The organism is Pseudomonas jilinensis, from assembly GCF_003586265.1.
GTDB classification, from domain to species: domain Bacteria; phylum Pseudomonadota; class Gammaproteobacteria; order Pseudomonadales; family Pseudomonadaceae; genus Halopseudomonas; species Halopseudomonas phragmitis.
In genome coordinates, this window is the sequence record NZ_QJSA01000015.1 from 1 (window position 1) to 25,782 (window position 25,782).

Annotated in this window: 26 protein-coding genes and 1 pseudogene; 16 read left to right on the forward strand and 11 right to left on the reverse strand. The window is 60.3% G+C overall.

The window, feature by feature from the left end; all coding sequences use genetic code 11:
• Nucleotides 1-102 precede the first annotated feature (102 nt).
• Entirely contained in the window at nucleotides 103-786 is a 684-nt protein-coding gene (locus C2846_RS15410; protein ID WP_080048537.1) for a type 1 glutamine amidotransferase, read from the reverse strand.
• 283 nt (nucleotides 787-1,069) lie between these two features.
• On the opposite strand from C2846_RS15410, the gene C2846_RS15415 reads away from it, so the two are divergent.
• The 10 genes from C2846_RS15415 (at nucleotide 1,070) to C2846_RS15460 (ending at nucleotide 11,369) form a co-directional block, all read left to right on the forward strand.
• Nucleotides 1,070-2,290, forward strand: a complete 1,221-nt coding sequence (locus tag C2846_RS15415) for a cytochrome P450 (RefSeq protein WP_119701887.1) — start codon at nucleotides 1,070-1,072, stop codon at nucleotides 2,288-2,290.
• The gene (locus C2846_RS15420; protein WP_119701888.1) at nucleotides 2,287-3,576 is read left to right on the forward strand and encodes an FAD-dependent oxidoreductase; all 1,290 of its coding nucleotides are present in this window, start codon (nucleotides 2,287-2,289) and stop codon (nucleotides 3,574-3,576) included. The genes C2846_RS15415 and C2846_RS15420 overlap by 4 nt, the downstream gene beginning before the upstream one ends.
• Complete coding sequence (locus C2846_RS15425) at nucleotides 3,573-4,013, forward strand: flavodoxin domain-containing protein (protein ID WP_080048539.1); 441 nt, start codon at nucleotides 3,573-3,575, stop codon at nucleotides 4,011-4,013. The genes C2846_RS15420 and C2846_RS15425 overlap by 4 nt, the downstream gene beginning before the upstream one ends.
• Before the next feature lie 47 nt (nucleotides 4,014-4,060).
• Complete coding sequence (locus C2846_RS15430) at nucleotides 4,061-4,789, forward strand: type 1 glutamine amidotransferase (protein WP_165443841.1); 729 nt, start codon at nucleotides 4,061-4,063, stop codon at nucleotides 4,787-4,789.
• 306 nt (nucleotides 4,790-5,095) lie between these two features.
• Nucleotides 5,096-6,472: a glutamine synthetase family protein gene (locus C2846_RS15435; protein ID WP_080048540.1), complete on the forward strand. Its 1,377-nt coding sequence runs from the start codon at nucleotides 5,096-5,098 to the stop codon at nucleotides 6,470-6,472.
• Nucleotides 6,469-7,161, forward strand: a complete 693-nt coding sequence (locus tag C2846_RS15440) for a substrate-binding periplasmic protein (RefSeq protein ID WP_080048541.1) — start codon at nucleotides 6,469-6,471, stop codon at nucleotides 7,159-7,161. The genes C2846_RS15435 and C2846_RS15440 overlap by 4 nt, the downstream gene beginning before the upstream one ends.
• An 81-nt stretch (nucleotides 7,162-7,242) precedes the next feature.
• Nucleotides 7,243-7,968, forward strand: a complete 726-nt coding sequence (locus C2846_RS15445) for a TorF family putative porin (RefSeq protein WP_119701889.1) — start codon at nucleotides 7,243-7,245, stop codon at nucleotides 7,966-7,968.
• A 150-nt stretch (nucleotides 7,969-8,118) separates the two neighbouring features.
• Nucleotides 8,119-8,868, forward strand: a complete 750-nt coding sequence (locus C2846_RS15450) for a FadR/GntR family transcriptional regulator (RefSeq protein WP_080048543.1) — start codon at nucleotides 8,119-8,121, stop codon at nucleotides 8,866-8,868.
• A gap of 110 nt (nucleotides 8,869-8,978) precedes the next feature.
• On the forward strand, nucleotides 8,979-9,737 hold the full coding sequence (locus C2846_RS15455; protein WP_119701891.1) for a cache domain-containing protein: 759 nt from the start codon (nucleotides 8,979-8,981) through the stop codon (nucleotides 9,735-9,737).
• 438 nt (nucleotides 9,738-10,175) lie between these two features.
• The gene (locus tag C2846_RS15460; RefSeq protein WP_080048545.1) at nucleotides 10,176-11,369 is read left to right on the forward strand and encodes an MFS transporter; all 1,194 of its coding nucleotides are present in this window, start codon (nucleotides 10,176-10,178) and stop codon (nucleotides 11,367-11,369) included.
• A 41-nt stretch (nucleotides 11,370-11,410) separates the two neighbouring features.
• On the opposite strand, the gene C2846_RS15465 is transcribed toward C2846_RS15460, so the two are convergent.
• The 4 genes from C2846_RS15465 to C2846_RS15480 form a co-directional block, all read right to left on the reverse strand.
• A complete protein-coding gene (locus tag C2846_RS15465) occupies nucleotides 11,411-12,253 on the reverse strand; it encodes a DMT family transporter (RefSeq protein ID WP_080051594.1) in 843 nt (280 codons plus the stop codon).
• A 76-nt stretch (nucleotides 12,254-12,329) separates the two neighbouring features.
• Nucleotides 12,330-13,574, reverse strand: a complete 1,245-nt coding sequence (locus tag C2846_RS15470) for a flavin monoamine oxidase family protein (protein WP_165443842.1) — start codon at nucleotides 13,572-13,574, stop codon at nucleotides 12,330-12,332.
• A gap of 31 nt (nucleotides 13,575-13,605) precedes the next feature.
• Nucleotides 13,606-14,067, reverse strand: a complete 462-nt coding sequence (locus tag C2846_RS15475; RefSeq protein ID WP_119701893.1) for a GNAT family N-acetyltransferase — start codon at nucleotides 14,065-14,067, stop codon at nucleotides 13,606-13,608.
• Nucleotides 14,060-14,836, reverse strand: coding sequence for an SIR2 family NAD-dependent protein deacylase (locus tag C2846_RS15480; RefSeq protein ID WP_119701894.1), 777 nt, complete (start codon nucleotides 14,834-14,836; stop codon nucleotides 14,060-14,062). Before C2846_RS15480 ends, C2846_RS15475 begins: the two co-directional genes overlap by 8 nt.
• A gap of 87 nt (nucleotides 14,837-14,923) precedes the next feature.
• Between C2846_RS15480 and C2846_RS15485 the strand changes: the two genes are divergently transcribed.
• Both C2846_RS15485 and C2846_RS15490 read left to right on the forward strand, forming a co-directional pair.
• The gene (locus tag C2846_RS15485; RefSeq protein WP_080048548.1) at nucleotides 14,924-16,840 is read left to right on the forward strand and encodes a DUF294 nucleotidyltransferase-like domain-containing protein; all 1,917 of its coding nucleotides are present in this window, start codon (nucleotides 14,924-14,926) and stop codon (nucleotides 16,838-16,840) included.
• Nucleotides 16,837-17,550, forward strand: coding sequence for a 3'-5' exonuclease (locus C2846_RS15490; protein WP_080048549.1), 714 nt, complete (start codon nucleotides 16,837-16,839; stop codon nucleotides 17,548-17,550). Before C2846_RS15485 ends, C2846_RS15490 begins: the two co-directional genes overlap by 4 nt.
• Nucleotides 17,551-17,583: 33 nt before the next feature.
• Here the strand turns inward: C2846_RS15490 and C2846_RS15495 are convergent, their stop codons facing one another.
• Entirely contained in the window at nucleotides 17,584-19,254 is a 1,671-nt protein-coding gene (locus tag C2846_RS15495) for a BCCT family transporter (RefSeq protein WP_119701895.1), read from the reverse strand.
• Between the two features lie 395 nt (nucleotides 19,255-19,649).
• A pseudogene (locus C2846_RS18685) lies at nucleotides 19,650-19,823 on the reverse strand (transcriptional regulator); the annotation flags it as partial.
• 118 nt (nucleotides 19,824-19,941) lie between these two features.
• Here C2846_RS18685 and ggt point away from each other — a divergent pair.
• From ggt to C2846_RS15515, 4 genes are all read left to right on the forward strand, one after another.
• Nucleotides 19,942-21,663, forward strand: coding sequence for a gamma-glutamyltransferase (ggt, locus tag C2846_RS15500; RefSeq protein ID WP_165443844.1), 1,722 nt, complete (start codon nucleotides 19,942-19,944; stop codon nucleotides 21,661-21,663).
• 69 nt (nucleotides 21,664-21,732) lie between these two features.
• A complete protein-coding gene (locus C2846_RS15505) occupies nucleotides 21,733-22,737 on the forward strand; it encodes an amidoligase family protein (RefSeq protein ID WP_119701897.1) in 1,005 nt (334 codons plus the stop codon).
• Entirely contained in the window at nucleotides 22,734-23,420 is a 687-nt protein-coding gene (locus C2846_RS15510) for a gamma-glutamyl-gamma-aminobutyrate hydrolase family protein (RefSeq protein WP_119701898.1), read from the forward strand. Before C2846_RS15505 ends, C2846_RS15510 begins: the two co-directional genes overlap by 4 nt.
• Nucleotides 23,421-23,429: 9 nt before the next feature.
• Entirely contained in the window at nucleotides 23,430-23,723 is a 294-nt protein-coding gene (locus C2846_RS15515; RefSeq protein WP_119701899.1) for a DUF6916 family protein, read from the forward strand.
• 3 nt (nucleotides 23,724-23,726) lie between these two features.
• On the opposite strand, the gene C2846_RS15520 is transcribed toward C2846_RS15515, so the two are convergent.
• Genes C2846_RS15520 through C2846_RS15535 form a run of 4 tightly spaced genes read right to left on the reverse strand, consistent with a single transcriptional unit; the run spans nucleotide 23,727 to nucleotide 25,757 of the window.
• Complete coding sequence (locus C2846_RS15520) at nucleotides 23,727-24,191, reverse strand: GNAT family N-acetyltransferase (protein WP_205890246.1); 465 nt, start codon at nucleotides 24,189-24,191, stop codon at nucleotides 23,727-23,729.
• An 8-nt stretch (nucleotides 24,192-24,199) separates the two neighbouring features.
• On the reverse strand, nucleotides 24,200-24,721 hold the full coding sequence (locus tag C2846_RS15525) for a phage tail protein (RefSeq protein ID WP_080048557.1): 522 nt from the start codon (nucleotides 24,719-24,721) through the stop codon (nucleotides 24,200-24,202).
• A 9-nt stretch (nucleotides 24,722-24,730) separates the two neighbouring features.
• Nucleotides 24,731-25,237, reverse strand: coding sequence for a phage tail protein (locus tag C2846_RS15530; RefSeq protein WP_119701901.1), 507 nt, complete (start codon nucleotides 25,235-25,237; stop codon nucleotides 24,731-24,733).
• A gap of 10 nt (nucleotides 25,238-25,247) precedes the next feature.
• A complete protein-coding gene (locus C2846_RS15535; protein ID WP_119701902.1) occupies nucleotides 25,248-25,757 on the reverse strand; it encodes a phage tail protein in 510 nt (169 codons plus the stop codon).
• Nucleotides 25,758-25,782 lie beyond the last annotated feature (25 nt).

The window sequence follows — 25,782 nt, forward strand, 5'->3', positions numbered from 1 at the left end:
GATGAAGGCCTGACCTTGAATCTGCCAGGCGCGGGCCCGTTGTTCCCAGGTTTCACGAGTAATGCCGGTCATGCAGTCAACCTCTGAGGAGTGGCTAAGGCGTTAGAAACGCTCAAGAAAGTCCGCCAGCAGGCGCCGGCAGTTGTCCTTATTGTCCGCCGCACGTAGACCGATTTCGGCCCGCATGCGCTCGGGCAGATCACCGGCGGTGGCGAGAAACTGCTGGCCTTGCGGACTACTTCGCCAGTAATTGGTCCAGGTATCGAACATCGACACAGTGATTTCCGGGTGGAACTGCACACCCAGCGCCCGTCCCTGGCGGAATGCCTGCGGGGCCAGATCGGTTTCAGCCAGCAAGCTGGCGGTCGCCGGCAGCCGGAAGGTATCGAAGTGAAAATTCAGCCATGGCCCAGGATGTTGCCACTCGTCGCGGACCAGACACTGCAAAGGAGTCCAGCCGATCTCAGCTTGGCGATTGCGCACAGCTTGCCCGCCCAGAGCCCGGGCCAGGATCTGACTACCAAAACAGATCCCTAGAGTAGGCACTCCGTATCCCTGGACCCGTTTCAACCAGGCCAGCTCTGCAGCAAGCCAAGGCAAACTCTGATCGTAAGCCGACTCAGGACTGCCCAGCACCAGCAGCAGATCGAGGGTTTCCGGGGCCGGCAATGGATCAGTGACCTGGAGCAGTTCCAGATCAATTCCCTGCTCAGCCAACAGCTCGGGAAGCGTCCCGGCAACGTCACCGGGGGCGTGGAGAATGGCTACAGCACGAGAGGTTTTCATGGAATGGCTCCGGCATCGAATAAAACTTATGAAACCATATCTTATATTTCAAACCATGCCAATAGTGATGCGCATTTCTTAACAGACTCCAGCCGGTCACTACCTCTGTCTTGGTAAAAAGCCGCAAAAATCCTTGTAAAAAGCAAAACAGCTATTGAAAGATATAAAACCATATTTTAAATTGAAATCACTTTCTGGTGCCTGAACCAGCCTCGGCACCACCCCTAAACCTACGGTCAGCCACACCAAACAACCAGGCTGAACCCGTTAACGGAGGTGTTGAATGTCTACCGCTACCCCGTCGTCAACCGATGATGCACCCTATCTGGATGTGGCCAACCCGGCATTCTCTATGCGTTCGCCTGAGGTGCTGGCCGCTCGGGAAAAGAGCTGGTACGCCCGCACACCCTACGGCATTGCAGTACTGCGCTATGACGAGGTTAACAAGCTGCTACGCGACCAACGTCTGCGCCAGGGCAGTTATGCTTGGCCTGCTCACAATAACGCCACCGGCAGCTTTTCCGACTGGTGGATGCGCATGCTGTTGAGCAAGGAAGGTGCCGATCATTCGCGCCTGCGGCGTCTGGCCAACCCGGCCTTTTCTCCAAAACTGGTCAAGGCCCTGACCCCAGCATTTCAGGAAATCGCCAACGAGCTGATCGGCGATTTCATAGCCGACGGTCAATGTGAGTTCGTTTCACAGTTCTCAGAGCCCTACGCCACCCAGGTCATCTGCACCCTGCTCGGACTACCACGTAGTGAATGGAAGGCTCTTGCCAAGCTTGCCTCGGATATGGGCCTGGCGCTGGGAGTGACCTTCAAGCGTGACGAAGCCATTATCAACGCCGCCACTGACCGCCTGTTTGGTTATGCCGAACAGGCGGTAGCCAACCTCAAGCGCCAAGGCCTGGGCGAGGACTTTCTCAGCAGCCTGGTACGTGCCAATGAGGAAGACAAAAATGCGCTCAGCGATCAGGAGCTGTACGACATGATCGTGTTGGCTATCTTCGGCGGCATCGATACCACCCGCAACCAGATCGCACTGGCCATGGATACCTTCATCCAGCACCCCGAACAATGGCGTTTGCTAGGCGATGACCCCGAACTGGCCCGGGCGGCGGTCGAAGAAGTCATGCGGATACGCCCGACCGTAACCTGGGTAACCCGAGAGGCTCTGGAGGATTTCAGTTATCAGGGCCTGGGAATCAAACAGGGCACCACCGTGCATCTGTTCAGCCAGGCCGCAGGCACCGACCCACGAGCATTCGATAATCCCGAGTTCGACATCACTGCCAAGCGTTGCCCGCACTTCGGTTTTGGAGCCGGCGCTCACCATTGTATCGGCCACTTCATCGCCCGCGGCGACATGACAGTGGCCTTGGCGTTGCTGGCGCAACGGATGAAGAGTCCGCGCTACAAGGGAACCCCCGAATGGTTGCCGGACAGCGGCAACACCGGCCCAATCAGCCTGCCGATTCAGTTTGATCCGGTACCGCAGCCATGAGCTCGCCCAGCATTGCCATTGTGGGCAGTGGTCCCTCTGGCTGCTATCTGGCTCAGGCGCTGCGCAAGCACTGGCCAGCCAGCCAGGTATGTCTGCTCGACCGCCTGCCCGTCCCCTACGGCCTGGTACGCTATGGGGTGGCGCCCGACCACCCCGGCACTAAAGCAGTAACTCGCCAGTTCGACCGGTTGTTCGAGCGTGAAGGAGTTCACTTTATTGGCAACCTCGAGGTTGGTCAGCATCTGCCGCTCGCCACACTGCGCGCCGCCTTCGATATCGTAGTCTTGGCTACGGGCCTGTATGCCGACCGCCAGTTGGGGATTCCCGGTGAGCATCTGCCCGGTGTCTACGGTGCCGGACGCCTGACCCGACGCTTCAACGACCACCCGGATGAAGTCGGCTTCCAACCCGAACTGGGCCAGCGCTGCCTGATCATCGGTAACGGCAATGTCGCCATCGACGTCCTGCGTCTGCTCAGCAAAACGGCAGAGGAATTCGGCGGCTCTGAGGTTTCTGCCCGCACGCTGGCCCACTTTCAGCGCCAACCGCTGGCGCGGATCGATATCGTTGGCCGCTCCGCGCCTGATCAGGCCAAGTTCGACCCGGTCATGCTGCGTGAACTCGCTCAGTTACAGCAGGTACGTTTTGAAATTCAGACCAAGTATCTGCACTGCGACAGTGACGACAGGCTGGCCCAGGCCAAGATCGAAGCCTTGCGTTTGCTGGCTGAGCACAACCCCAGCCAGCCACCGCGCCGCACAATCGCCTTTCACTTCGGCTGGAGTCCTGAGCAGATCGACGGTGAGCAACGGGTTCAAGGTATGCGCTTTCGGGCCAGCGCCAGCCGTGACGAGACCCTGCAGCTAGCCGCCGACAGCATTATCACTGCAATCGGATTTGCCGAACATGATGGTCAGGCCTTGAGTCAGCAACACCTGGCTGGCCAGCATGCTAATCCAGCTCACGGCCGGCTTGAACCTGGACTGTATTGCGCCGGCTGGTTCAAGCGTGGCCCACACGGCACCATTCCGGACAACCGGCTCGACTCCCGGCAAGTTGCCGACACCATCATCAGTGACGCTGAACAACTACCAATGGGCAAACCCGGGCTTGATGCCCTACCCAGAGAACTGTTGCAGCACTGTACCGATTACGCCGGTTGGAAACGCCTGGATGCCGAGGAGACCACCAAGGCTCCGGCCAACCGTCTGCGTCAAAAAATCAGCGACCTGGCACTCATGCTGGAGATTGCCCGCCCCACAATGACTGGAGAACAGCAGCCATGAAGATACTGGTGATTTACGGAACCGAAACCGGCAACGCAGAAATGGTCGCCGATGATCTGGTCGATGCCCTGAGCCAGGACTTTGAATCCAGCGGCCATGACATGGCGCACTTTGATCCGGCTACAATAGCCACCGATGACGTGCTGATCGTGGTCTGCTCAACCTACGGCGATGGCGAATTGCCCAATTCTGCACAACCTTTTTTCCAGCATCTGGACAGCCAGGCTCCGGACTTGACTGGAGTGCGTTTTGCTACGTTCGGGCTGGGCGACAGTTTCTATGAAACCTTCAATCGGGGAAGTCAGATCATTGCCGACAAGCTGGCCACATTAGGTGCCTGCGAATTCGGTCAACGAGGCGTACATGATGCCTCCAGCGGTGAGTTGCCCGGCGAGATAGCCCTGAGCTGGCTCAAGCAGACGCTGGCGGAACTTTGACCACGTAAAGCCGCGTCCGTCTTTTTCTACCAGAGGCTTGAGCTACTATGAGTCACACCGAAAATCGCCCCTTGCAGCTATGCATTATCGAAAACGGCTTGGTACCGGAGGAATTGCAAACCCGCTTTGCTTCCTACCCAACCATGATCGAGCAGTGGTTGTCCCCGGCCCTGCCCGAGGCCCGTTTCAGCCAGGTATCGGTAGTGCGTGGAGAGCCGCTGCCAGCTCCCGAGGCCTTCGATGGCTATCTGCTGACCGGTTCCAAACACAGTGTTTACGAGCAGGCTAACTGGATGCAGCGGCTGATCACCTTCCTGCAACAGCTGAAAACCCTACGTAAACCAGTGTTCGGTATCTGCTTTGGTCACCAGATAATGGCCGACGCCTTCGGCGGTCACACCCGCAAGGCCGAACAGGGCTGGGGGGTCGGAGCTCAAGCATACCGGGACAATGGGCACGGGCCAGGAGCTGGTGCCAACCTGATCTTCCATCAGGACCAGGTTGTCGAACTGCCTCCCGCAGCCCAGGTGCTGGGCGGCTCAGATCATTGCCCAAACGGCGTATTGGGTTACTGTTTTCCAGCGTTATCGGTGCAATACCATCCCGAATTCAACCCGGACTATGTCAGCGCTCTAGCCGAGCGCTATAGCGGCAATCTGATCAGTGCCGAGGTTGCCGATCATGCTTTGACGTCTTTGCAACAACTGTGCATCGACAACCAGCGCGTTGCTCGCTGGGCCGCGCAGTTCTTCCGCCAGCATGCACCTCAACCCTAGATTAAACCTATTAGACAGAATCTTTAAATAGCTCAAATTATTCTCCTTGGCCGGCCTCCCGCTTCATCGGGGCCGGCTTTTTTATCTCTGCTGCGCACCCACCTCTTTTAGATCCCATATAAATCAATCCATTCTGCGGACATCCAGAAGAAAATCGACAAAACCCGAAATTTATATTGAAAACTATAAACCCATATTTTAAATTTAAATTGTTCCTGCCGCACATCACTGCTCACAGCCGCGCAGGACCCACAACATGATTCGCCGCATTCGCCTTGCCCATGCCGGCGTCAAAGGAGAGTTCACATGACAGCGTTAGATCTGCATCGAGAACACAACACCAGCTCGGGAGTTGCCGAAGACCTGGCCGCGCGTATTCGTGATGCTGGTGTCGAGTATCTGTACTATCAGGTGGTCACACTGACCGGCCGGGTCATCGCCAAAGTAGTTCCAGCCAAGCATCTGCTGCGCAATCTGGACAAAGGTGTCCAGTTCCACCGCACCGCGATCTCCGACCTGCAAAGTACCCGTGAAGGGGTCCTGCTCGGCGGCGGCGCCCAGGCGGCCGAATTCACCGCCATGCCCGACGCAGGCAGCTTCAATGTACTGCCCTGGGATCGTTCACTCGGCGCGTTCTTCTGCCGCCTGTACGAACCGGAGCACCGCCCGGAGATCGGCGGCCAGACCCTGGCCACCGACCCGCGGAGCCTGCTGATCGACAGCCATCGGCGCTTTACCCAGGATACCGGACTGACCCTGAAAACCGGGTTGGAGCCGGAAATGTCCTGGCTGGGCAAGGATCTGGAAGTACACGTCCGCCCAGGTGCAAGCCCGGCCTACCATCTGGGCAACCTGGAACTGATGCGACCAATCTTCAAGAAGGTCATGGAATACGCCAGCGCCATGGGGCTGGACATGATCGAAGGTGATTACGAGGATCCCGGGCAACTGGAATTGAACTGGATGTTCGATGACTGCGAACTGACCGCCGACCGAATGATGACCTATCGTCTGATCTGCCGTCAGGTCGCTCGCGAGATGGGCGTTCAGGCCAGCTTCATGCCCAAGCCGACCACTGGCAGCATGGGTAACGGCTGTCACCACAACTTCAGCCTCTGGCGCGGTAACCAGAACGTGCTGGCTGAGTCTGGCCGGCGCGACCTGCACCTGACCGATACCGGCCTGCATGCACTCGGTGGCGTACTCAAGCACGCCCCCGGCTCGATGATGATCATGGCCTCGACGGTCAACTCCTACAAACGCTACTGGGATGCCGGGCTGTTCGCCCCCAATTGCGTCAACTGGGGTATGGACAACAAGACCTGCACCGTTCGGCTGTCGGCCAACGGCCGACTGGAATACAAGATCCCCGACGCCAGTGTAAACCCCTATCTGTCGCATGCCCTGTTGCTGGCCGCCATGCGCGATGGCCTGGAAAACCGAATCGAGCCCGGCGCTCCAGACAACAGCAACAGCATCCCCAGCGCCCCTGACCCTGCACGGATCCTGCCGAAAACCCTGGGTGACGCAATTCAGGCCTTCGACCAGGACCCAGTGATCCGCACTGCCCTGCCCGCCGATATGGCTCAGCTCTATCGTGACCTCAAGGCTGATGAGTGGGCCCGGTTCTGTTCCTATGTCACCGACTGGGAACGCAAGATGTATGTGGAGTACCTGCCATGAGCCCTCCCTTCCGTGTGATTTGCGCCGACCTGCCCGCTCCGCCGCTGTTCTGGAAGGACGCCGACGGCTACCGGCATGGCTACGAGTCCGATGTCGCCCGCTTGCTGGGCACCAAGCTCGGCCAGGAAACCCGCTTTGTCTACCAGAACTGGGCCGATTTCTATCCGGCCCTGGAAGCCGAGACCGGCGACATTCTGCTCTGCGGTCAGGGAATCTCCGAGTACCGCAAAAGCCTGGCCGATTTCAGCGAGCCCTACGCTGTTTTTGATGAAGCCGTCATGGTGCTGCGCGGCAGCCCGATCAGCAGTCCCACGGATCTGATCGGCAAGCGCGTCGGAGCCATCGCCAACAGCCTCAATATGGCGCTGGCAGAAACCTTCAACGGCTGCATTACGGTGCCGTTCGCCGGTGACTCCGAGGACGTCTTGGGCGATATGGTCAAGGCTCTGCGGGCCGGCAGCATCGATGCCTTCGTCGATGATGACGTCGCGCTAGTGCCACTGGCCGAAGAGGTCGATCTGGCCATTGCATTCACCGTGCCCAGCAACAACGCCTGGGGCATTGCGGTCCGCAAGGGGGCCCCCGAGCGCTTGACGGCGGTCAACCAGGCCCTGGCCGAGGTCAAGCGCAGCGGTGAGCTGCAGGCCCTCTGGCACAAATGGATGCCCAGCCTGAGTTATCCGTTCTGATGCTCATTCCGGCCTGCCGCCCGGCAGGCCTTACTGTCACGCGCCGGGCCTGACCGGCGCGCCCACTCGCGAGGAGAGACCATGAAAAAAACAACAACCTGCCTGTGCTCCGCCTTCATCTTCGGCACCGCTCTCACGGCTAGTGCAGAGTCCTTTGACACCCCACTTGGCAGCATTGATGCCAGCATGAGTGTGACCCTGGCCAGCGACTATATCTGGCGCGGCCAGTCACAGACCGCCGGAGCTGGCGCGATTCAGGGCAGCCTCGACTTTGCCCATGAGTCAGGGCTCTACATCGGGGCCTGGGCCTCGAATGTCGATGCCGACACCTTCGGCGCCAGCATCGAGATCGACTACTACCTGGGTTTCGCCGGCCAGCTCAGCGACAACCTCAGCTATGACCTGGCCTGGGCGACCTATACCTATCCCAAGGCTGGCGGTGCCGCCAGTGTCGATGAGATTCTGGCCAGCTTCAGCTTTCAGGGCCTGACCATCGGCAGCAAGTACGCTTATGAGCCCCAGAGCGCTCTGTATACCTATGTCAGCTATGCCTTCGAGCTGCCCTATGATCTAGGCCTTGAGCTGCATATGGGACACACAGACACCAAGGATCCGCTCAATCCGCCGGCCGACAATGGCAAAACCTACCGTGACTGGGCCGTAACCCTGGGCAAAACCCTGCTGGGACTGGAGTGGGCTCTGATGTACTCGGACACCAATCTCAAAGGTTCGACCTGTGCCGCCTGGTACGGCAAGAGCCGCTATTGCAACGGCAATCTGACCTTGTCGGTATCCAAGGGCCTCTAAACCAGCAGTGCCTGTGGTCCGCCGCACCAGGGCGGACCATAAGCGTGCAGCCCTGGTGCGGCAACTCTGATAGACTGCATTCCATCCGAAGACACAGATGGATCTGTCTGAGCCCTTCGGGCAGGATGATCACACAAGGCTGCACGCACCATGAACGGAAAATCCACTCCCAACGCTGGCTCCTTCATGCGCCTTCGTCAGGAAGGTCGAACTGAAGAAGTTGTTCGACGCCTGATGGAAGCCATTGATCTGGGCCTGTATTCCGAAGGCCAGCAACTGCCCAGCGAAAGCGAGCTGGCCATGCAGTTCGGCGTCGCCACAGTCACCCTGCGCGAGGCCTTAGCCTATCTGCGGCAACGCGGTGTGATAGAAACCCGACGCGGCCGCAACGGCGGCAGCTTCGTCTGTAATTCGGTAGAAATTCCCGCCGACATACTGCTCGACCAACTCAACGAACTCAGCACCATCGAACTGCGCGACCTCGGTGATGAACACGTTGCCATCGCCGGTACCGCCGCACGCCTGGCAGCCAAACGCGGCACCGAAGAGCACCACCAACACCTGGCTCACTACATCGCGGCCTTGGGCGAAGCCCAAAGCCGGCGCGAGCGGCGCCGGGCCGATGCTCGCTTTCATATTGAGGTGGCTGCAGCCTCGCAATCGGTGCGCCTGACCCATGCGGAAATTCGCCTACAGGCGGAAGTCGGTGAGCTTCTGTGGCTGCCATCAGCTTCAACACCAAACCCCGAAACAGTGCAACAGGAACATCAGGCCATTCTGGATGCCATCATCAGCGGCGATTCAACGCTGGCTGGAGCCTTGGCTGAAGCACACGTCAACCGGGGCATCAAGCGCCTGATCAGCCTCAAACTGGAGCTTTTATCCTCTGAGACTGAATGATTGGCATAACCCTTGCCTGCTATTTTTTGACCAACATCAAAAATCTCCCGCCTGATCCCGTTATTTCCTCGGGAAACCTCACTAGGTCAGGCACAGCGAGGGTTAAGGCCATGGCCGAAGACGCACTCAACCGCGAACTGCAGGACTGCATCTCACGGATCGACGTTTCCATCAGTAACATCTTCGCCCAGATCGACATCCTGGCCCGAGAAGTCTGTGCCATCTGGCAGCAGCAAGGCTCACCCGGCAAGGCACCTGCTGCACGCGACCTGAAGTCCCTGCGACCACTGATCGATAGCCATCTGGCAGCCCCCAGAAGTTGCCTGCAAGGTACAGGAGTGGTGCTTGAACCTAACGTGCTACAGGATCAGGAGATGTACTGCGAGTGGCGACACCTGACCACCAACGGTCGCATCGCCCCACTGGATCTGAACTTCAACCGCAGCAGTGACAGCTACTACAATTACCGCGACATGCCCTGGTTCACCCGCCCGCGCAGTACTGGCCAGCGGGTTGTCATCGGCCCCTATATCGACCTCTACGGGCAGGACACCTATATTCTTACCTTCGCCCAGCCGCTGAATGTCGACGGGCGCTTCATCGGCATTGCCGGGGCCGATATCGCCCTCGGTCGCTTCGAGCGCATTCTGGTCTCTGGGCTGCTGAAAATGAGCCATGAAGCCTTCATTGTCACCGATGAAGGCCGGGTAGTAGCAGCCAACACTGCAAACTGGACTGCCGGCGAGCTGGCCCGGCATGCCATGTCGCGTAGCGAAAATCACTGCACGGTCGTTGACCTGGGTGAGCAGGCTTCACACTGGGCACTGGTCCAGCGTCCCTGTATCCGTCAGTTAGCGGGCGCCGCCTGAGTTCCTCACCGGCCAATCAACGGTAGCTTAGTGCTACCGTTGTTACCATAAAGTATTACATTAGCTTATTAAGGTTACACTCTGTAACAACCGCTTCTGCCGCCTCTGACCCCATCGTGGGGCAAACCCATACCATCACGCACAAACCCGGGGCAGTATCTCCCCACGCCAGAGGGCTTAGAAGCGCATTAGAGTCACAAAAACAAATACATTTAAACTCATATGAAATATGGCACGAGCCGTGCTTGTAATAAAGCAGACCCACGCGGACCGCCTCAGGCCGGCACGGGTTCACACCACCGATAGGCCAGACCACAGAAGACAAAACCGCCTATGGAGCGCGCCAACAGGCGCAGGAAAACCGGTACCGCAGCTCGGATCGAGTACTGGTTATGCCTGCCCAGCGCCCTTCAGGACCATTGCTTGAGAGGACTTCCCATGAAAAATCTGCGTCACTTTATGCCAGAAAGCTGGAGCCTGGTGTTTTCCGCCTTCGCCGCCGCTTACGGGGTCGGCCTGCTGGCCTTGCTAGCCTTGCCGTTTCTGATCAGCGCCGTGATGAGCGACCTGGGTCTGGATGAAGCCCAGGCAGGCTTTCTATTGTCGGCCGAATTCATCTTCACCATGCTCGCCTCACTATTCATAGCCCCAATCATGGGTCGAGCACCACGCAAGACCATTGCCCTGATTGGCGCCAGCATTGCTATTACCGCCAATCTGATCTCGGCAAGCATCACCGATGCCTATCTGCTCACCGCTTTGCGTTGCGTTGCCGGTATTGGCGCCGGCTTGGCACTAGCCTGCGGCAACGCTTGCGTCTCCAGCGCCCGCGACCCGGACAACGTTGCAGGCTACATGAACGTTCTGTTCGTTGCTTTGATGATTGTAGTAATGCTGGCCTTTGCCAGCGCTATGGCCAGCAGCGGTCTGGCTGGACTGTACTACGCAATGGCCATAACCCAGGGAGTGATGGCTGTGCTGATCCTGAAGATGCCGCAACGGGCCAGTGTCGAGCATCACACTCATCACCATCACGCCCCCAACAGCAAGCTGCTGTCCACCGTAGCAATCTGCATGATGGCCGCCATGTTTTTGTTCTCAACCCGTGACACCATGGGCTGGGCGTTCGTCGAGCAGGTCGGTGTACGGGTCGGCTACGACGGTGAAACCCTGGGCATGCTGTTCTCGCTGCAGGCTTTTGTCGGCCTGATCGGGCCGCTGCTGGCGGCAATCATCGGCAAGCGCTTCGGCATGAGTACCCCGGTGATCATCGGTATCCTGCTGTGTGGCGCCTCAAGTCTCGGCTATGTTCTGGGTGAAGCCTCGAAAACCATGTACACCATTGCGGTGATGATGATTGCGGCCACCTATTTCTACACCCTGGCCTACCTGACCGCACTGGCCGCCTCGCTCGATCGAGAAGGCCGGGTGGTCGCCGCCTGCGGCAGCTTCCTAACCCTGGGTATCGCGGTAGGCCCGGCTATCTCCGGCATGCTGATCTCGATTGGCGGCTATACCCTGACCGGTTGGGCTATTGCTGTTACGGTCATCCTCACTCTGCTGGCTGTCTCGGTGCCACTGGCCCGCGCCAAGGAGCGCCACAGCGCTGCTCTGGCCGCTGCAGCAGGCTGAGCCAACAAAGCTCGGTGCCTTCCCCGGCACCGAGCTACCGGCTAATAGCGCCGGGCCTGTCCCCACAACACCAAACCAATCCCGCCCAGAGTCATGGCCGATACCAGCAGCAAACGCAGGCTGAGGCTTTCCGCCAGCAGCAGACTGCCAAGCAACGCGGCGATGACCGGCACGCTGAGCTGTACACTGGCGCCCTGGATGGCACTCAGGCCCTTGAGCGCGGCATACCACAGCGCATAACCCAGCCCCGAGGTCAGCGCCCCTGACAACAGCGCGTACAACAGCCCCAGCCCATCGACCTGCCAACTCCCGGCAAAGGCCAACAGCATCAACACCCCTAACGGAGTGGCGCGGAGAAAGTTACCGGCGGTGCTCGCCAGCGGATCGCCAGCGCGCCGACCAATCAATGAGTAGCAGGCCCAGGCCAGCCCGGCCAGTACCATCAGCAGGGTGCCCGACAGCGCCGGCGCACTGCTGCCAGGCAACAGCCACAACCCGAGTCCCAGCGCCGCCAACGTCAATCCCGCGGCCTGCAATCGAGTCAGCCGCTCCCCCTTGAGCAGCCCCCAGCCACTCATGCCAAGCTGTACCGAACCGAACAGAATCAGCGCACCGACCCCGGCATCCAGATGCAGATAGGCCAACGAGAACGCCCCAGCATAGACGAACAAGGCCAAGGCCCCAGACCAGTTGCCCTGGAGCGCCATCCGGCCGCTGCCAAAACGCAGCAACAGCAGCAAAATCACGGCCCCGGAAGCCAGTCGCAGGGCGGTAAAACTGGCGGGATCGATGGCCGTATCACGTAGTGCCAGGCGGCACAGCAGCGAGTTGCCGGCAAACGCCAGCATGGCCAGGGCGGTCAACAGCAGGGTGCGATAGGACAAGACAGGCATTGGCTACTCCGGCCAGCAAAGCCCCGACCCTAACCAGTCGGTCAGCAGCGCTCAATCCCTCTTTAGGCTAAGACCAGATGCCCGCCTCAGTCATGAGTTGCTCCAACGCCTGACAGCGCTCTGCATCGGACATAACTTCCACCCGTCGCGCCTGCTCGCCACTGGCAAAGCCGCACAACATAGGGGCACCAGCTACATCACTGACATCCACCAGCGAGTCAAACACTGGAGGCTCTTCGGCAGCCAGCATGAACCCCCGTCCTGCCGGCCAGGCTTGACGTTCGCAATGAAAGAAGGTCTTACTGACACAGCCCGAACCGATCCGCCTCAGCGCCTGGCGTACCGGGGCCGGCAACTCCGGCTGAATGCGCAGGCGCTGGTCCCGCACCGGGCCCACTGCCGTGGCGACAATCACCGCATCGGCCGACCAAACCTCACCCTGCTCGCAATGGACCAGCCATTGCCGCTGAGCCGACTCCAACTGCAGTGCCCGCTGGCCGAAGCGAATATCCAGCCCTGCGGCCAGCTCGCTGACAAACTCGGACAGCCCACCGGTAATCAGTTGGTTGCTCCCCGCCAAATGGAAATCCTCGGCCCGGTGCCGGGTACTCAGATCAGCCAAGGGGGCCGAAACCAGGCTGGCATATTCCAGACGCAACCAACTGTTCAACACCAGCCGCTCGACCCGATCACAATCGGCCAGATCAATGGCCGTCAGACTGTCTCGCAAACAGGTATCCGCCGCTGACGGCTGTTGATCCAGTTGCTGCTCAATGCCAGCCAACCGTGCCTGCAAGCGCTCGTACAGGAGAGGCTCCAGCCGGCCCTGGCCCAGGATATAGGTATTGGCATAATCCCAGGATCCAGAAGCGATATAGCTCACCCGCTCTGCCAGGGGGTGACCCTGCTCGCCATGCAACCAGGCGCCGCCCAACGGCAGCGGCATGCCCAGACGGCTATCACAGCGGGCCCGCCCTCCGGCGTGCGGGCCAGCCTCCAGCAGGCGAACCGCCACACCAGCCCGGTGCAAGCTGCGCGCCGCCGCCAGCCCAGCCAGACCGGCACCGATAACCAGCACCGAAGCAGGCCCGGCCAGACCACTGGCAAGCACCTGCCGGGCCGCCCGCTCGCCACTGAAGAAAGCGCCATGCAAGGTGCCCGGCCCGGCCGCCCATGTGTATTCACCGGCCAGCCAGAGCCGCGGCGCGATCTCGCCAGCCAGCCGCTCCCGATCAGCCGGCGTGCCGCCGGGACGCAGGTACGAATACACCCCGGCAAAATCCGGGTTACGGTTCCAATCGGTACTCAGCACCCCGAGAATCCGTGGTCGAGGGAACCTGGGCTCAGAATAATTCACGTTGCATCAACCAGTTATCGCCCCGCCAGGCCTGAAATTGCTCCATAACCTGCCAGCCGCGCCGGACGTAATAGTCGCGCAGGTCATGGGTGTGCAGGTAAATCCGTTGATAGCCCTGGCGGCGTGCCTCGGCCATGATCGCCTCGATCAGCCGTTCGGCCAGGCCCTGACCTCGAACCTGAGGCTGCACATAGACGCATGCCAACCAAGGCCCCAGCTCTGGCCGCTCGGGCAGATCATCCCGCGCCAAGGCCGCGCCACCCAGCAACCGCTCGCCCTCAAGCGCCACCAGTGCTGGCCAGTCACCGTTGAGCTGGCCGGCGGCGAACTCCTGCTGCCAGTCCGTCAGGCTCTGGCTGGCAAACTCATAATCAAACTGTGCATGCAGCCAGGCGGCCAGCGTCGGGCAGTGCTGCATATGCTCGCGCAACCAGTGCAGTTCAATCATCGACACCCCCAATCAGTTCCAGCAACTGCGGCAGCCAGTGCCCCGCCGGTCCCTGCAGTGACCGCTCGCGCTCGGCCCGCGGCGCGATTGAGTCAGGGTTAACGTGCACCAGCCAGGCACCGGAGGCCAGGGCGTGCTGGGGAATATGAGCTGCCGGATAGACCTGCCCGGAAGTGCCGACCGCCAGCAGCAGGTCGCATTTGCCAGCAGCATCCAGCGCCTGCTCGAAGGCGCCGTCCGGCAGCATCTCGCCAAACCACACCACCCCGGGACGAATCCAGCCCCCACAGAACCCGCACTGTGGCGGACTGATCCGCTGCCCTTCCACCACCTCGGCCAGCACGTCATTCGACAACGGATGAGGCCGGGCACAGTCGAAGCAGCGGGTAGCACTGAGGCTGCCATGCAGATGAATAACATCGCGGCTGCCGGCCCGTTCATGCAGATCATCGACATTCTGGGTCACCACAGTCAACTGCTCGACCCGCGTCGCCAGTGCTGCAATCGCCCGATGGGCCGGGTTGGGCTGGGCCTCGGCGACCTGTCGCAGGCGCCACTGGTACCAGCCCCAGACCAGATCCGGCTCAGCGGCAAAGGCCTCGGCCGTAGCCATGCTGGCTGGATCGTAACGCGCCCACAGTCCGCTCAGCGCATCTCGAAAGGTTGCGATCCCACTTTCAGCCGAAACCCCTGCTCCAGTGAACACCACCGCTCGACGCACCCGACGCATGGCCGCCAGCCAATCCGGGTCCATTGCCTGCCCCATCATCCGTTCACCTCGCTGCTGGCCGGTTTAAGCCGACGACCAATAACCATTACACTGTACGAGCATACCGCAGAGCCGCCGGGAGAACCCATGCAGGTTGAACTGATCGAGATCCGCGACCACATCAGCCGTTTCCCTCCGTTCGATGAACTGCCATCCGACACCCTTGACGAAATCGCGCGTCAGGTCGAGATCGGCTACTTCAAGGCTGATAGCGATATTCTGGTCTACGACCAGAGCATTCACGACCTGTACTTCATCCGCAGCGGCGCCGTCGAAGTGCACCGACGTAACGGTGAACTCTACAACCGCCTGGGTGAGGGTGACTTCTTCGGCCACTTCGGCCTGCTGCGTGGCCACCGGGTCCGTTACCCGGTACGCGCGATCGAGGATACCCTGATTTATTTCATCCCCGACCGGCTGTTCCGTGAACTGTGCGAGCAGTTCGACAATTTCTCCGACTTTGTCGAACTGGAGGGCGAGTCACGGCTTAAGTCGGCGGTGGCGCTGCAGGGCAAGGCCAGCGAACTGATGAAGGTCAAGGTTCGCAAGCTGATCAACCGGCTACCGGTTACCCTGTCGCGCAATGCCAGCATCCGCCAGGCCGCGCAACTTATGAGCGAACAATCCGTTTCTTCACTGGTAGTGATCGACCCGGATGCCGGCTGGCCCGATCCAGAGCGGGTGCCAGTGGCTGATCAGCAGCATCAGGTGATGGTCGGCATTCTCACCGACCGCGACTTTCGTACCCGGGTAGTTGCCCAAGCCCTGCCACCTGAAACCCCGCTGAGTGCGGTCATGTCACCCAACCCGATCACCGTACAAGCCGACGATTCAGTGTTCGAGGCCATGCTGTGCATGCTGCGCAACAACATCCACCACCTGCCGATCTTGCACCGGCGTCGGCCGATCGGAGTGATCAATCTATCAGACATCATCCGCTACGAATCGCAGAGTAGCCTGTATCTGGTCAGCAACATCTTCAACAAGCAATCAGTCGACGAACTGCAAAACCTATTGCCGGATGTGCGCGCCACCTTCGTGCGAATGGTCGGTGACGAGGCCAACGCCCACATGATCGGCTGCGCGATGTCGAGCATCGGCCGCGGCTTCATTCAGCGCCTGGTTGAGTTGGCCGAGGACCAGCTTGGCCCGCCGCCAGTGCCTTACTGCTTCCTCGCTCTCGGCTCGATGGCCCGCGACGAGCAACTGATAGTCACCGACCAGGACAACGCCCTGATCCTTGACGACAGTTTCGACCCGGTCGAACATGACGCCTACTTTTTCAAGCTCGCCAGTTTCGTCAGCGATGGTCTGGCCGCCTGCGGTTACAGCTACTGCAAGGGCGGCATCATGGCCACCAACCCCAAATGGCGCCAACCGCTGGCAGTGTGGAAACAGTATTTCAGCGACTGGATCGAGCGGCCGAACCCGCAGACCCTGCTCAACAGCAACATCTTCTTTGACTTGGACAGCGTCTGGGGCGAGGCAGAACTGGCCGAACAGCTCAAGGACCTGATCGCGGAAAAGGCCAGTCGCAACGAACCGTTCATTGCCCTGATGGCACGCAATGCCCTGAACCGGACCCCACCCTTGGGTCTGTTCCGAACCTTCGTGATGGAAAAGGATGGCGAACAAAACAACATCATCAACCTCAAGCGTCGCGGCACCGCCCCCTTGACCGACCTGATCCGGGTCCATGCACTGGCCTGCGGCTCCAAGGCGCAGAACTCGTTCGAGCGTTTAGACGCCATCGCCGCCACCAAACTGATGCCGCCCGAGGCCCTCGATAAACTGCGCTATGCCCTGGAGTTTCTGTCGATCGTGCGCATCCGCCATCAGGCCATGGATATCGAAGCCGGGCGCGAGCCGGACAACAACATCGAACCGGAGAAAGTCTCCACCGCCGAACGTCACAGCCTCAAGGAAGCCTTCCAGGTGCTGAGCAACGCCCAGAAATTCCTTCGCTTCCGCTACCCGGCCCTGCAGGCAACCCGACCGTTATGAGCGCCCAGCCAGAGCAACTGCTCGATTGGCCCAGGCGCCTGGCCAACCTGGCCGCCAGCAGCCGCGATCCACGCCTGGCCTCCTTCTATCGAGCCGGCTGCCCGGCCGCCGACTGCCCACTGGAGCAGCTACCGATGGTCGCCCTGGACATCGAAACCACTGGCCTGGACCCCAAGCGCCACGCCATTGTCAGCCTGGGCCTGGTGCCCTTCGACCTGCAGCGCATCCGTTGCAGTCAGAGCTGGTATCAGGTGGTGCGCCCCAGCACTTCGCTACATCCCGAATCGATTGCCTTCCATCGCATCACCCACTCGGAAATCGAGCAGGCACCGCCACTAAAGGCGGTACTGAGCGAGTTACTGGAACGCCTGGCTGGCAAGCTGGTAGTAGTGCACTACCGCCCTATAGAGCGCGGTTTTCTCGATCAAGCCCTGCGCCGCGAACTGGGCGAAGGCTGGCAGTTTCCGCTGATTGACACTATGGCTATCGAGGCTGAACTGCACCCGCAGCGCCAACCCGGCTGGCTGCTGCGCCTGCTGGGCAAGCAGCCGATCTCGATCCGCCTGGCAGACAGCCGCAGCCGTTATGCCCTGCCGCTATATCAGTCCCACCATGCCCTGACCGACGCTATCGCTACCGCCGAACTGTTTCAGGCGCAGATAGCCACCCATTTCGACCCGCAGCTGCCCGTCAGCCGGCTTTGGTGCTAACCCACGCCCTGTCCAGCAGGGCGTGGGGATCCTTCAGCGCCTTGGCTCGCTCAATAGTCCCTTGATAATGGCAATACAGCCAACCAGCAGCACCAGAGTAAACGGCAAACCAGTAGATACCGCCATCGCCTGCAATGCCACCAGGCCGCCGCCCAGCAGCAGGGCAATGGCCAGCACCCCCTCGATCACAACCCAGAATACCCGTTGCGGCACCGGCGCATTGACCTTGCCACCAGCCGTGATGGTGTCGATCACCAATGAGCCGGAATCAGACGAAGTGATGAAGAACACGATGACCAGCACGATACCGATAAACGAGGTCAATTCGGTCAACGGCAGTTGACTAAGCATGGCGAACAACTGCAACTCCAACGCTGCCTCCTGTACACCAGTGAAGCCATCGCCCATCAACTGACTGATCGCCGTGCCGCCAAAGGCGGTCATCCACAGTACCGACACCAGCGACGGCACCAGCAGTACAGCAATCAGAAACTCACGCACGGTCCGGCCACGGCTGACCCGCGCGATGAACATGCCGACAAACGGTGACCAACTGATCCACCAAGCCCAGTAGAAGGCGGTCCAGCCCTGACTGAAGTTGGCATCTTCGCGTCCAATCGGATTGGACAGCGCCGGCAGGTTGACCAGATAGGCCCCAAGGTTGCTGAAGAACCCGCTCAAAATCGCCAGTGTCGGCCCCACCACAATCACGAACAGCAGCAACAACACCGCCAGTCCCATATTGATTTTCGACAGCCGCTGCACTCCCTTTTCCAGGCCTGCCAATACTGAGAGCAATGCTATCGCTGTGATGCCGATGATCAGCAACACCATGGTCAGATCACCGCTCGGAATACCGAACAGATGACTCAGACCCGCCGCCGCCTGCTGGGCACCCAATCCCAGCGAGGTGACCAGGCCAAACAGAGTGGCAAATACCGCAAGAATATCTACCACATGACCAGGCCAGCCCCAGACCCGCTCACCCAGCACCGGGTAAAAGATCGAGCGCACGCTCAACGGCAAACCCTTGTTGAACGAAAACAACGCCAGCGCCAGCGCCACCACCGCATAAATTGCCCAGGGGTGCAGGCCCCAGTGGAAGATAGTCGCCGCCATACCAAGCCTTAGGGCCTCTTCACTATCGCCGGCCGCAGCGGCCAGTGGTGCCCAGTCGCTACGCAGTCCATCAGCGCCAACCGACACTCCACCGACGGCAGCGGAGTAATGCGACATCGGCTCGGATACGCCATAGAACATCAGGCCAATGCCCATACCGGCAGCAAACAGCATCGAGAACCAGCCCAGATAAGAGTAATCCGGCCGTGCATCCAGCCCGCCCAGACGCACCTTGCCTAGCGGTGAAACAATCAACGCCAGACACAGAATCACGAAAATGTTCGCCGCCCCCAGGAAAAACCAGGCCAGCTTGCTGGTCAGCCAGCCACGCAGGCTGGTAAACAATTCTGCCGCTTCGCTTTGCAAAGCCAGCGTCAAAACCACGAACAGCAGCACCGTCAGGGCCGAGATCAGAAAGACCTTGCCGTGGATATCGAGCGCAATGGTGATCTTGCCGGAGAAGTTGTCCTGACCCACCACATAGTCGGTGTCGATCAGATTGGCATCCCCGCTCGGGGCCGGAATGCCATCGAGACTGGGCGTCTCGTTGACAGCAGCGGTTTCATTCAAGGGTTGGCTTCCCATCTGAATTACTCCATTGAGGTCCGTGGCCACACAGGCACACACAAACAACGCGGCATCGCCTGACGGCGGCGCCCTGAGCGCCCATATGGGCATTGAGGTGCAGACTTCGGGATACCCAGGCCAAAGCCATGGTGTTTTCCTAGCGTCGCATTTTGATAATATTTTTCAATCAACGTGCAATGATAACCCGAAAAACGTAATCAAGGGAAATCAAGGCCTTTTTGACAATCAAGCAGAGCGCCGAAATTCAAAGCCAATCGACGCTGTTGGTATCCAGTATAGCCAAACTCACTCATGGCTCTGGCACAAGACATAGCTACGCCGCCCCGCCCTAACAACACAACAGGTTGGTTTGCCGATAAAACAGATAAAGCTATCGCAGATCAGGACGCGCGCAGAATCTCCAGCACGTCGCGCGCGGACATGCCATAGGCTTTCATCAGAGCCTTGAGTTCATCATTAAAGGCCAGTTCCTGCTTCAAACCCGCATCCTGCTTCATGGCTTCAAGCTGGGCCAGTTGCTGGGCCAGCTTGCGCTCTGCCGCACGGAATTCCGAGAGCTTGCTCATGGTTGTAAATCACCTCGACATGGACGTGAAAAGAGAATCAAATAGGGAGAAAGCCCAAGATTCTACACCAACTCGCAGGCATTGGACCTGTTCGTTATTGACGGCTAGCCTATCAGCCATGAGTCGAGCGTTTTTAACCGGACTGGCCCTGCTACTGATCCTGGGCGGCTGCGGCCCCGTCGACCCGGTCAGTCCTCAGCCATCAAGACAAACCGAGAGCGAGCGCAGCGCCAAGCGCTTTATGGTCTCAGCCGCCCACCCGTTGGCGGTCGAGGCCGGACTTGAGGTTCTGCGCCGCGGCGGTCATGCGGTCGATGCCGCGGTGGCGGTCAGCATGGTACTCGGCTTTATCGAAGCTCCAGAAACAGGCATCGGCGGCGGCGGCTTTCTGCTGCTGCACGAGCCTGCCAGCGCCACCACCCGGTTCTATGATGGCCGAGAAACCGCACCGCTGACCGCAACCCCGGAACGCTTTCAGCGCCTGGGCATCCCGTTGCCGCTGGCTCTTGCGATACCCAGCCCTGAAGCCGTTGGCGTACCCGGACTAGTCGCCCTGCTGGGCGAGGCACATGCCCGCCATGGCCGGCTACCCTGGGCTGAACTGCTGCAGCCGGCTATCGAGCTGGCCGAGACCGGTGTGCCGATGCCTCCACGCCTGCGCCAGCAGATCAACGACGACTGGTCATTACGGCTGTTTGCCGATACCCGCCACCATTTTCGCGCCCAGGCCCAGAGCGATCCCCCGCATCTGCGCAACCCGGAACTGGCGGCCACCCTGCGCCAGTTGGCCAAACACGGGCCGCATGCTTTCTATCAGGGGGCCATCGCCGAGCAGATCGTCGAGCGGCTTGAGCACCGGGCCTGGGGGCGTACCGACCTGACCCTGCAGGATCTGGCCAGCTACCAGGTGGTCGAGCGCGCGCCACTCTGCGGTCGTTATCGGCAATGGACCCTGTGTGGTGCACCACCACCCTCCTCCGGCGGCCTGACCGTGCTACAGGCGCTGGGGATACTCGAGCACTTCCCGCTACCCGACATGCCTGCGGATACGGCCGAAACCCTGCATCTGATCGCCGAAGCCAGCCGACTGGCCTTCGCCGACCGCAACCACTATGTCGGCGACCCAGCCTTCGTCAGCGTTCCAGTCCAGGCACTGCTGGATGCCGACTACCTGCGCCAGCGCGCCGACCTGATCGATCCACAGCGCGCCCTGGCCGAGATCAAACCGGGCGCCCCCGGCGTCCAGCCCTGGCTTGAGCAGGCCCAGGCCCGACCCGAGCCCGGTGGCTCCGGCACCTCGCATATCAGCATTGTCGACGGCGAGGGCAACTTGCTGGCCCTGACCAGCTCCATTGAGGCACCATTCGGCGCGCGCATGCTCAGTCAGGGCTTCGTCCTCAACAACCAGTTGACCGACTTCAGCTTCAGCCCCGAACAGGACGGCCAGCCACATCCCAACGCCGTCGGCCCCGGCAAGCGCCCCCGCAGCTCCATGGCCCCATTCATTGTCTTCGACGCCAGCGGCACACCGCGCCTGGTGATCGGCTCACGCGGCGGCAGCCGGATTATTGGCCATGTACTCAAGACCCTGATCGGCGTGCTGGACTGGGACATGGATATTCAGCAAGCAATTGCCTTACCAGCCATGGTCGAGCGCGGTCGCGGTATCGAGCTGGAAGCCGGCACCGCACTGGAGCAACTGCAACGCCCGCTGGAAGAACTTGGCCATCAGGTGCGGGTCGAAACCATGACCAGTGGCCTGCATGGCATCGAGTGGCTGGACGATCGCTGGCGCGGAGGTGCCGACCCCCGACTGGACGGTCTGGCCAGCGGCGACTGACACACACGAGTCACCAGGCACGTGCCATGCTCAAGGACAAACAGCAACATTTCCCGGAGGAGCACCTCAATGGCCACAGCAGCACCAGCATTCCCCTGGCCACCACGTAGCCAGCGACTTGACGGAGCACTGCGGCGGGTCGGTGTCGAGCTTGAGATGAACGGTCTGAGCCTTGACCATCTGACCCATCTGAGTGCCGAGTTTCTCGGTTGCGAGATACAGCGCAGCAGCCGCTATGAGCGCACCCTGCACGGTGATCCAGCTGGCGATTGGGTGGTGGAGCTGGACTTCAGCCTGTTGAAAAAGCTCGGTCGCGAGCAACGCCGGGCCAATGATCTGGGCGATGAACTGATGAACTCAGCCGAAGAAGCCCTCAAATGGCTCTCTGAAGCCCTGGTCCCTCTCGAGCTGGTCAGCCCTCCGCTGCCGCTGGATCGCCTGCACAGCGTCGACGCTTTGATCGAGCACCTGCGCCGGGCTGGCGCCAAGGGTACTGGTGATCGCCTGACCAACGCCTTTGGCATGCAGTTCAACCCCGAAGTGCCGGACACTAAACCCGCCACCCTGCTCGCCTATCTGCAAGCCTTCCTGTGCCTGCACGACTGGCTGCGTGAGCGGGCCAACATCAACTTTACCCGACGCCTGACCAGTTACGTCGACCCGTTCCCGCTGGACTATGTGCGCCAGATCATCGCTGCCGACTACCAGCCCGGGCTCACGAGCCTGATCGACGATTACCTGACCGCCAATCCAACCCGTAACCGCGCCCTGGACCTGCTACCGCTGTTCAAACATCTGGATCCACAACGGGTTCTGGCCCGTGCGGACGACGAACTGATCAAGCCCCGACCAACCTTTCACTACCGCCTGCCCGACTGCCTGATCGACCAGCCCGGCTGGGGCCTTCATCTGGCCTGGGGCGACTGGCTGGAAGTCGAACGCCTGGCCTGCGACCCGGCGCGCCTGAAGGCCTGCTGCCGGGCCTATGCCCGCCATCTGGATCAGGGCCTGGCGCGCCTGCTCGACAACTGGCCCGAGCAGATCAGCCACCACTGGCTGAGTGATACGCAATGAATCGGCCAATCGTCGCCATTACCGGCCCACGGCGCGGTGCGTTCGGCCCACGCGTACTGGTCGCCGCGGCTATCCGCCTATATGGCGGCCAGCCCGTACAAGTACGTCCCGGAGATGCCTGGGAACAACTCAGCTATCAGGCCGTGGTGATCACTGGAGGCCACGACATCGACCCGGTACTGTATGCCGCCGAGCCCGAAGTCCACCCCAAGTACGACCCCGAACGTGACGCGCTGGAAGCGGCGGTGATCGATGACGCCCTGGATCGCGGTCTGCCGCTGCTGGGTATCTGCCGTGGCGCGCAGTTGCTCAATGCCAGACTGGGCGGCAACCTGTTCCAGGAGCTGAAATCCCATCGCAAGATGACCTCAAACCGCTGGACCGTCCTGCCGCTGAAAACCCTGCAGGTTCAGGAAGGCTCGGGGCTGGCCGAACACCTGGGCACCCAGCGCTGCCGGATCAACAGCCTGCATAATCAGGCCATTGACCGCGTTGGGGCGGGTCTACAGGTAGTAGGTCGGGATCTGGACGGTATTGTCCAGGCGGTCGAGGACCCGCGCGAGGATTTTCTCATCGGGGTACAATGGCACCCGGAATTTCTGCTGTTCAGTACCCGTCAGCGACGGCTGTTTGCCGAGCTATTACGTGTCGCACGCACCCGAACAGTCTGCCAACAAGATTAAGGACATCCTATGCAACAGATCAGCCAGGAACGCTTCACCCAGCACCAGGGCAGCCAGTTCGAAGTCCTTGCTGCTCCTGACTACCCGCTTCAGCTCGAGGCGGTGAATAGCTCTACGCCCCCAAGCCCAGAGTTCGAGGCCTTTTCACTGAATTTCAGCGGACCACGGCCACACCTGCCGCAGGCCACCTATGTCCTGCAGCATGCCGAACTGGGTGAGTTGACCCTTTTCATCACCCCGGTAGCCGAGCGCGGTGGCCGTATCGAGTACGAGTCGGTGTTCGTGCGCCAGCGGGTGGCGTAAGACTCAACCGCGCGGCTGACGCTCCAGCATCAGATAGATACCCTTGTCTTCGCATAGTTGAAACCCCAGGCGCTGATACAGACGCAGCGCCGGGTTATGACGCTCGACATGAATACTTGTCACCTGCGCGCGGCTGTCAGCCTCGGCCAGTAGCTGAGCCAGCAACTGCCCACCGATGCCGCGTCCGCGCCAGTCCGGCAACAGACTGATGTCGATGACATGAAGACGCTGCGATGTGCGCTCGACATACAATCGCCCAATCACCGCTTGCTCGAGCAGAAGCAGATCGTGCCGGGCATCGGGATAGTACGTGCTGTAGTGGCGTTGCTGGGCGGTAAACTGCTGACGCAAAAAAGCATCGATCTGCGCCTGCGGCCAGCCAGTCACCGCCAGCTCCTGCTGGCGGGTACTGGCATAGATCTGCGCCAACTGTTCCTCATCGTCCGGCTGTACCGGACGAAGTTGCACGGACAGGCTCATGAACGTGGCGGGAAAATCCCCTGCAGGGCAATACAGAAGATCATTCCCAGGTATGGCTGCATGTTGTTGTGCGGCAGACTGCCGCCGCTGGGGCCAATCGCCTCCGGAGCCATCATCACATTGGCGCCGCTGGCGTTCATGATCAACTGGCTTTGCGATGCCGAGGCCAGAAACACGTCGCCCGATGGCGTGCCGTTGTTGGCCGGACGAATCGAAGCCTGCCAGGCATGACTATGGCTGGGTATTTCGCTCTCCAGCAAGGTCACCGTCTGGCTCCCGCCCACCTCACCTTGGTCGCGATGAGTAAGTCCCGGCCCCTGACCACATTGCAGCGGCGCAGAACCCTGCAGATCCGGCAGGGCAAAGGTCGATTTGCCGTCACCACCGTACATGGTACCCAGCAGTGAAAACAGTGCCGTATTCTGTGAAATCGGCATCAACTGGCCGTTGCACAGCGCCCAACCCTTGGGGGCGAAGTTAAAACCGAAAATGCGGATCTCGCCTACAAAAGGATCCATAGGTGCTCCTCAGGTCTGGCTCGGGAAAATCCCGAACAGCGAAATAATGAAGTTGACGGCCAGAAACGGCATCATGTTCTCATGCGGCTGACTACCGCCGACACTGCTCACGGTTGACTGCGCCAACGTCTGATAGGGGCCGGACGATCGATAAATGTCTATATCCGCAGCGGTACGCGCCAAAACGTTGCCCTGTGGATTGGTGCCAGTTGCCAGACTGCCCGAGGCCAGCAGACTATGGCTGTGACTCGGCATCTGCGCAGCAGTCAGGGTGACCGTTTCACTGCCCAGCATCTGGCCAAGAACCTTGCCATTGCCCATATGCACGGGTATCCGCCCGCGCAAATCCGGCAGGGCAAAGGTGTTCTGCCCGTCACCGCCATAGGTCGTGCCGATCAGCGTGAACAGGGCGTCATACTCGCTGATCGGCAATAGCGAGCCATCGCACAGGTGCCAACCGGCCGGGGCGAAGTTGCCGCCAAACATGCGGATCTCGCCAATATAGGGTGTGCTCATCGACTGCTCCTCAATTCTGGCTCGGGAAAATGCCCTGCAGGGCAATGCAGAAGTTCAGTACCAGCGACGGCTGCATGTTGTTGTGTGGCTGGCTACCACCCTGGGTCATCAGGCTATCGGAACTGAGGCTGACCGATTGCCCCGGCTGGGCATAAATCGCAGCACCGCTGATGGCCAGCGCCTCGCTGTTGGCCTGGTTAATGCCTGACAGACTGGCCGGCTGGTTTGAAGCCATCGGCAGGTGTTGATGTTGCGGCATCTGCTGTACGTTCAGAGTCACAGCCTCTTCGCCGGCCCGCTGACCCTGGGTAATCCCGCTTCCACTATGCACCGGCACCCGGCCACGCAGATCCGGCAGAGCAAACGTGGTCATCCCGTTGCCGCCGTAGGTGGTGCCCAGCAGCGCGAATAGCGCCTGATTCTGATTGATCGGCAGCAACTGCCCGTCACACAGCGCCCAGCCTTTGGGCGGAAAGTTGAAGCTGACCAGCTTCACTTCACCAAGAAAAGGCTCACTCATCGGCATACTCCTTGTGGGTTGTTAT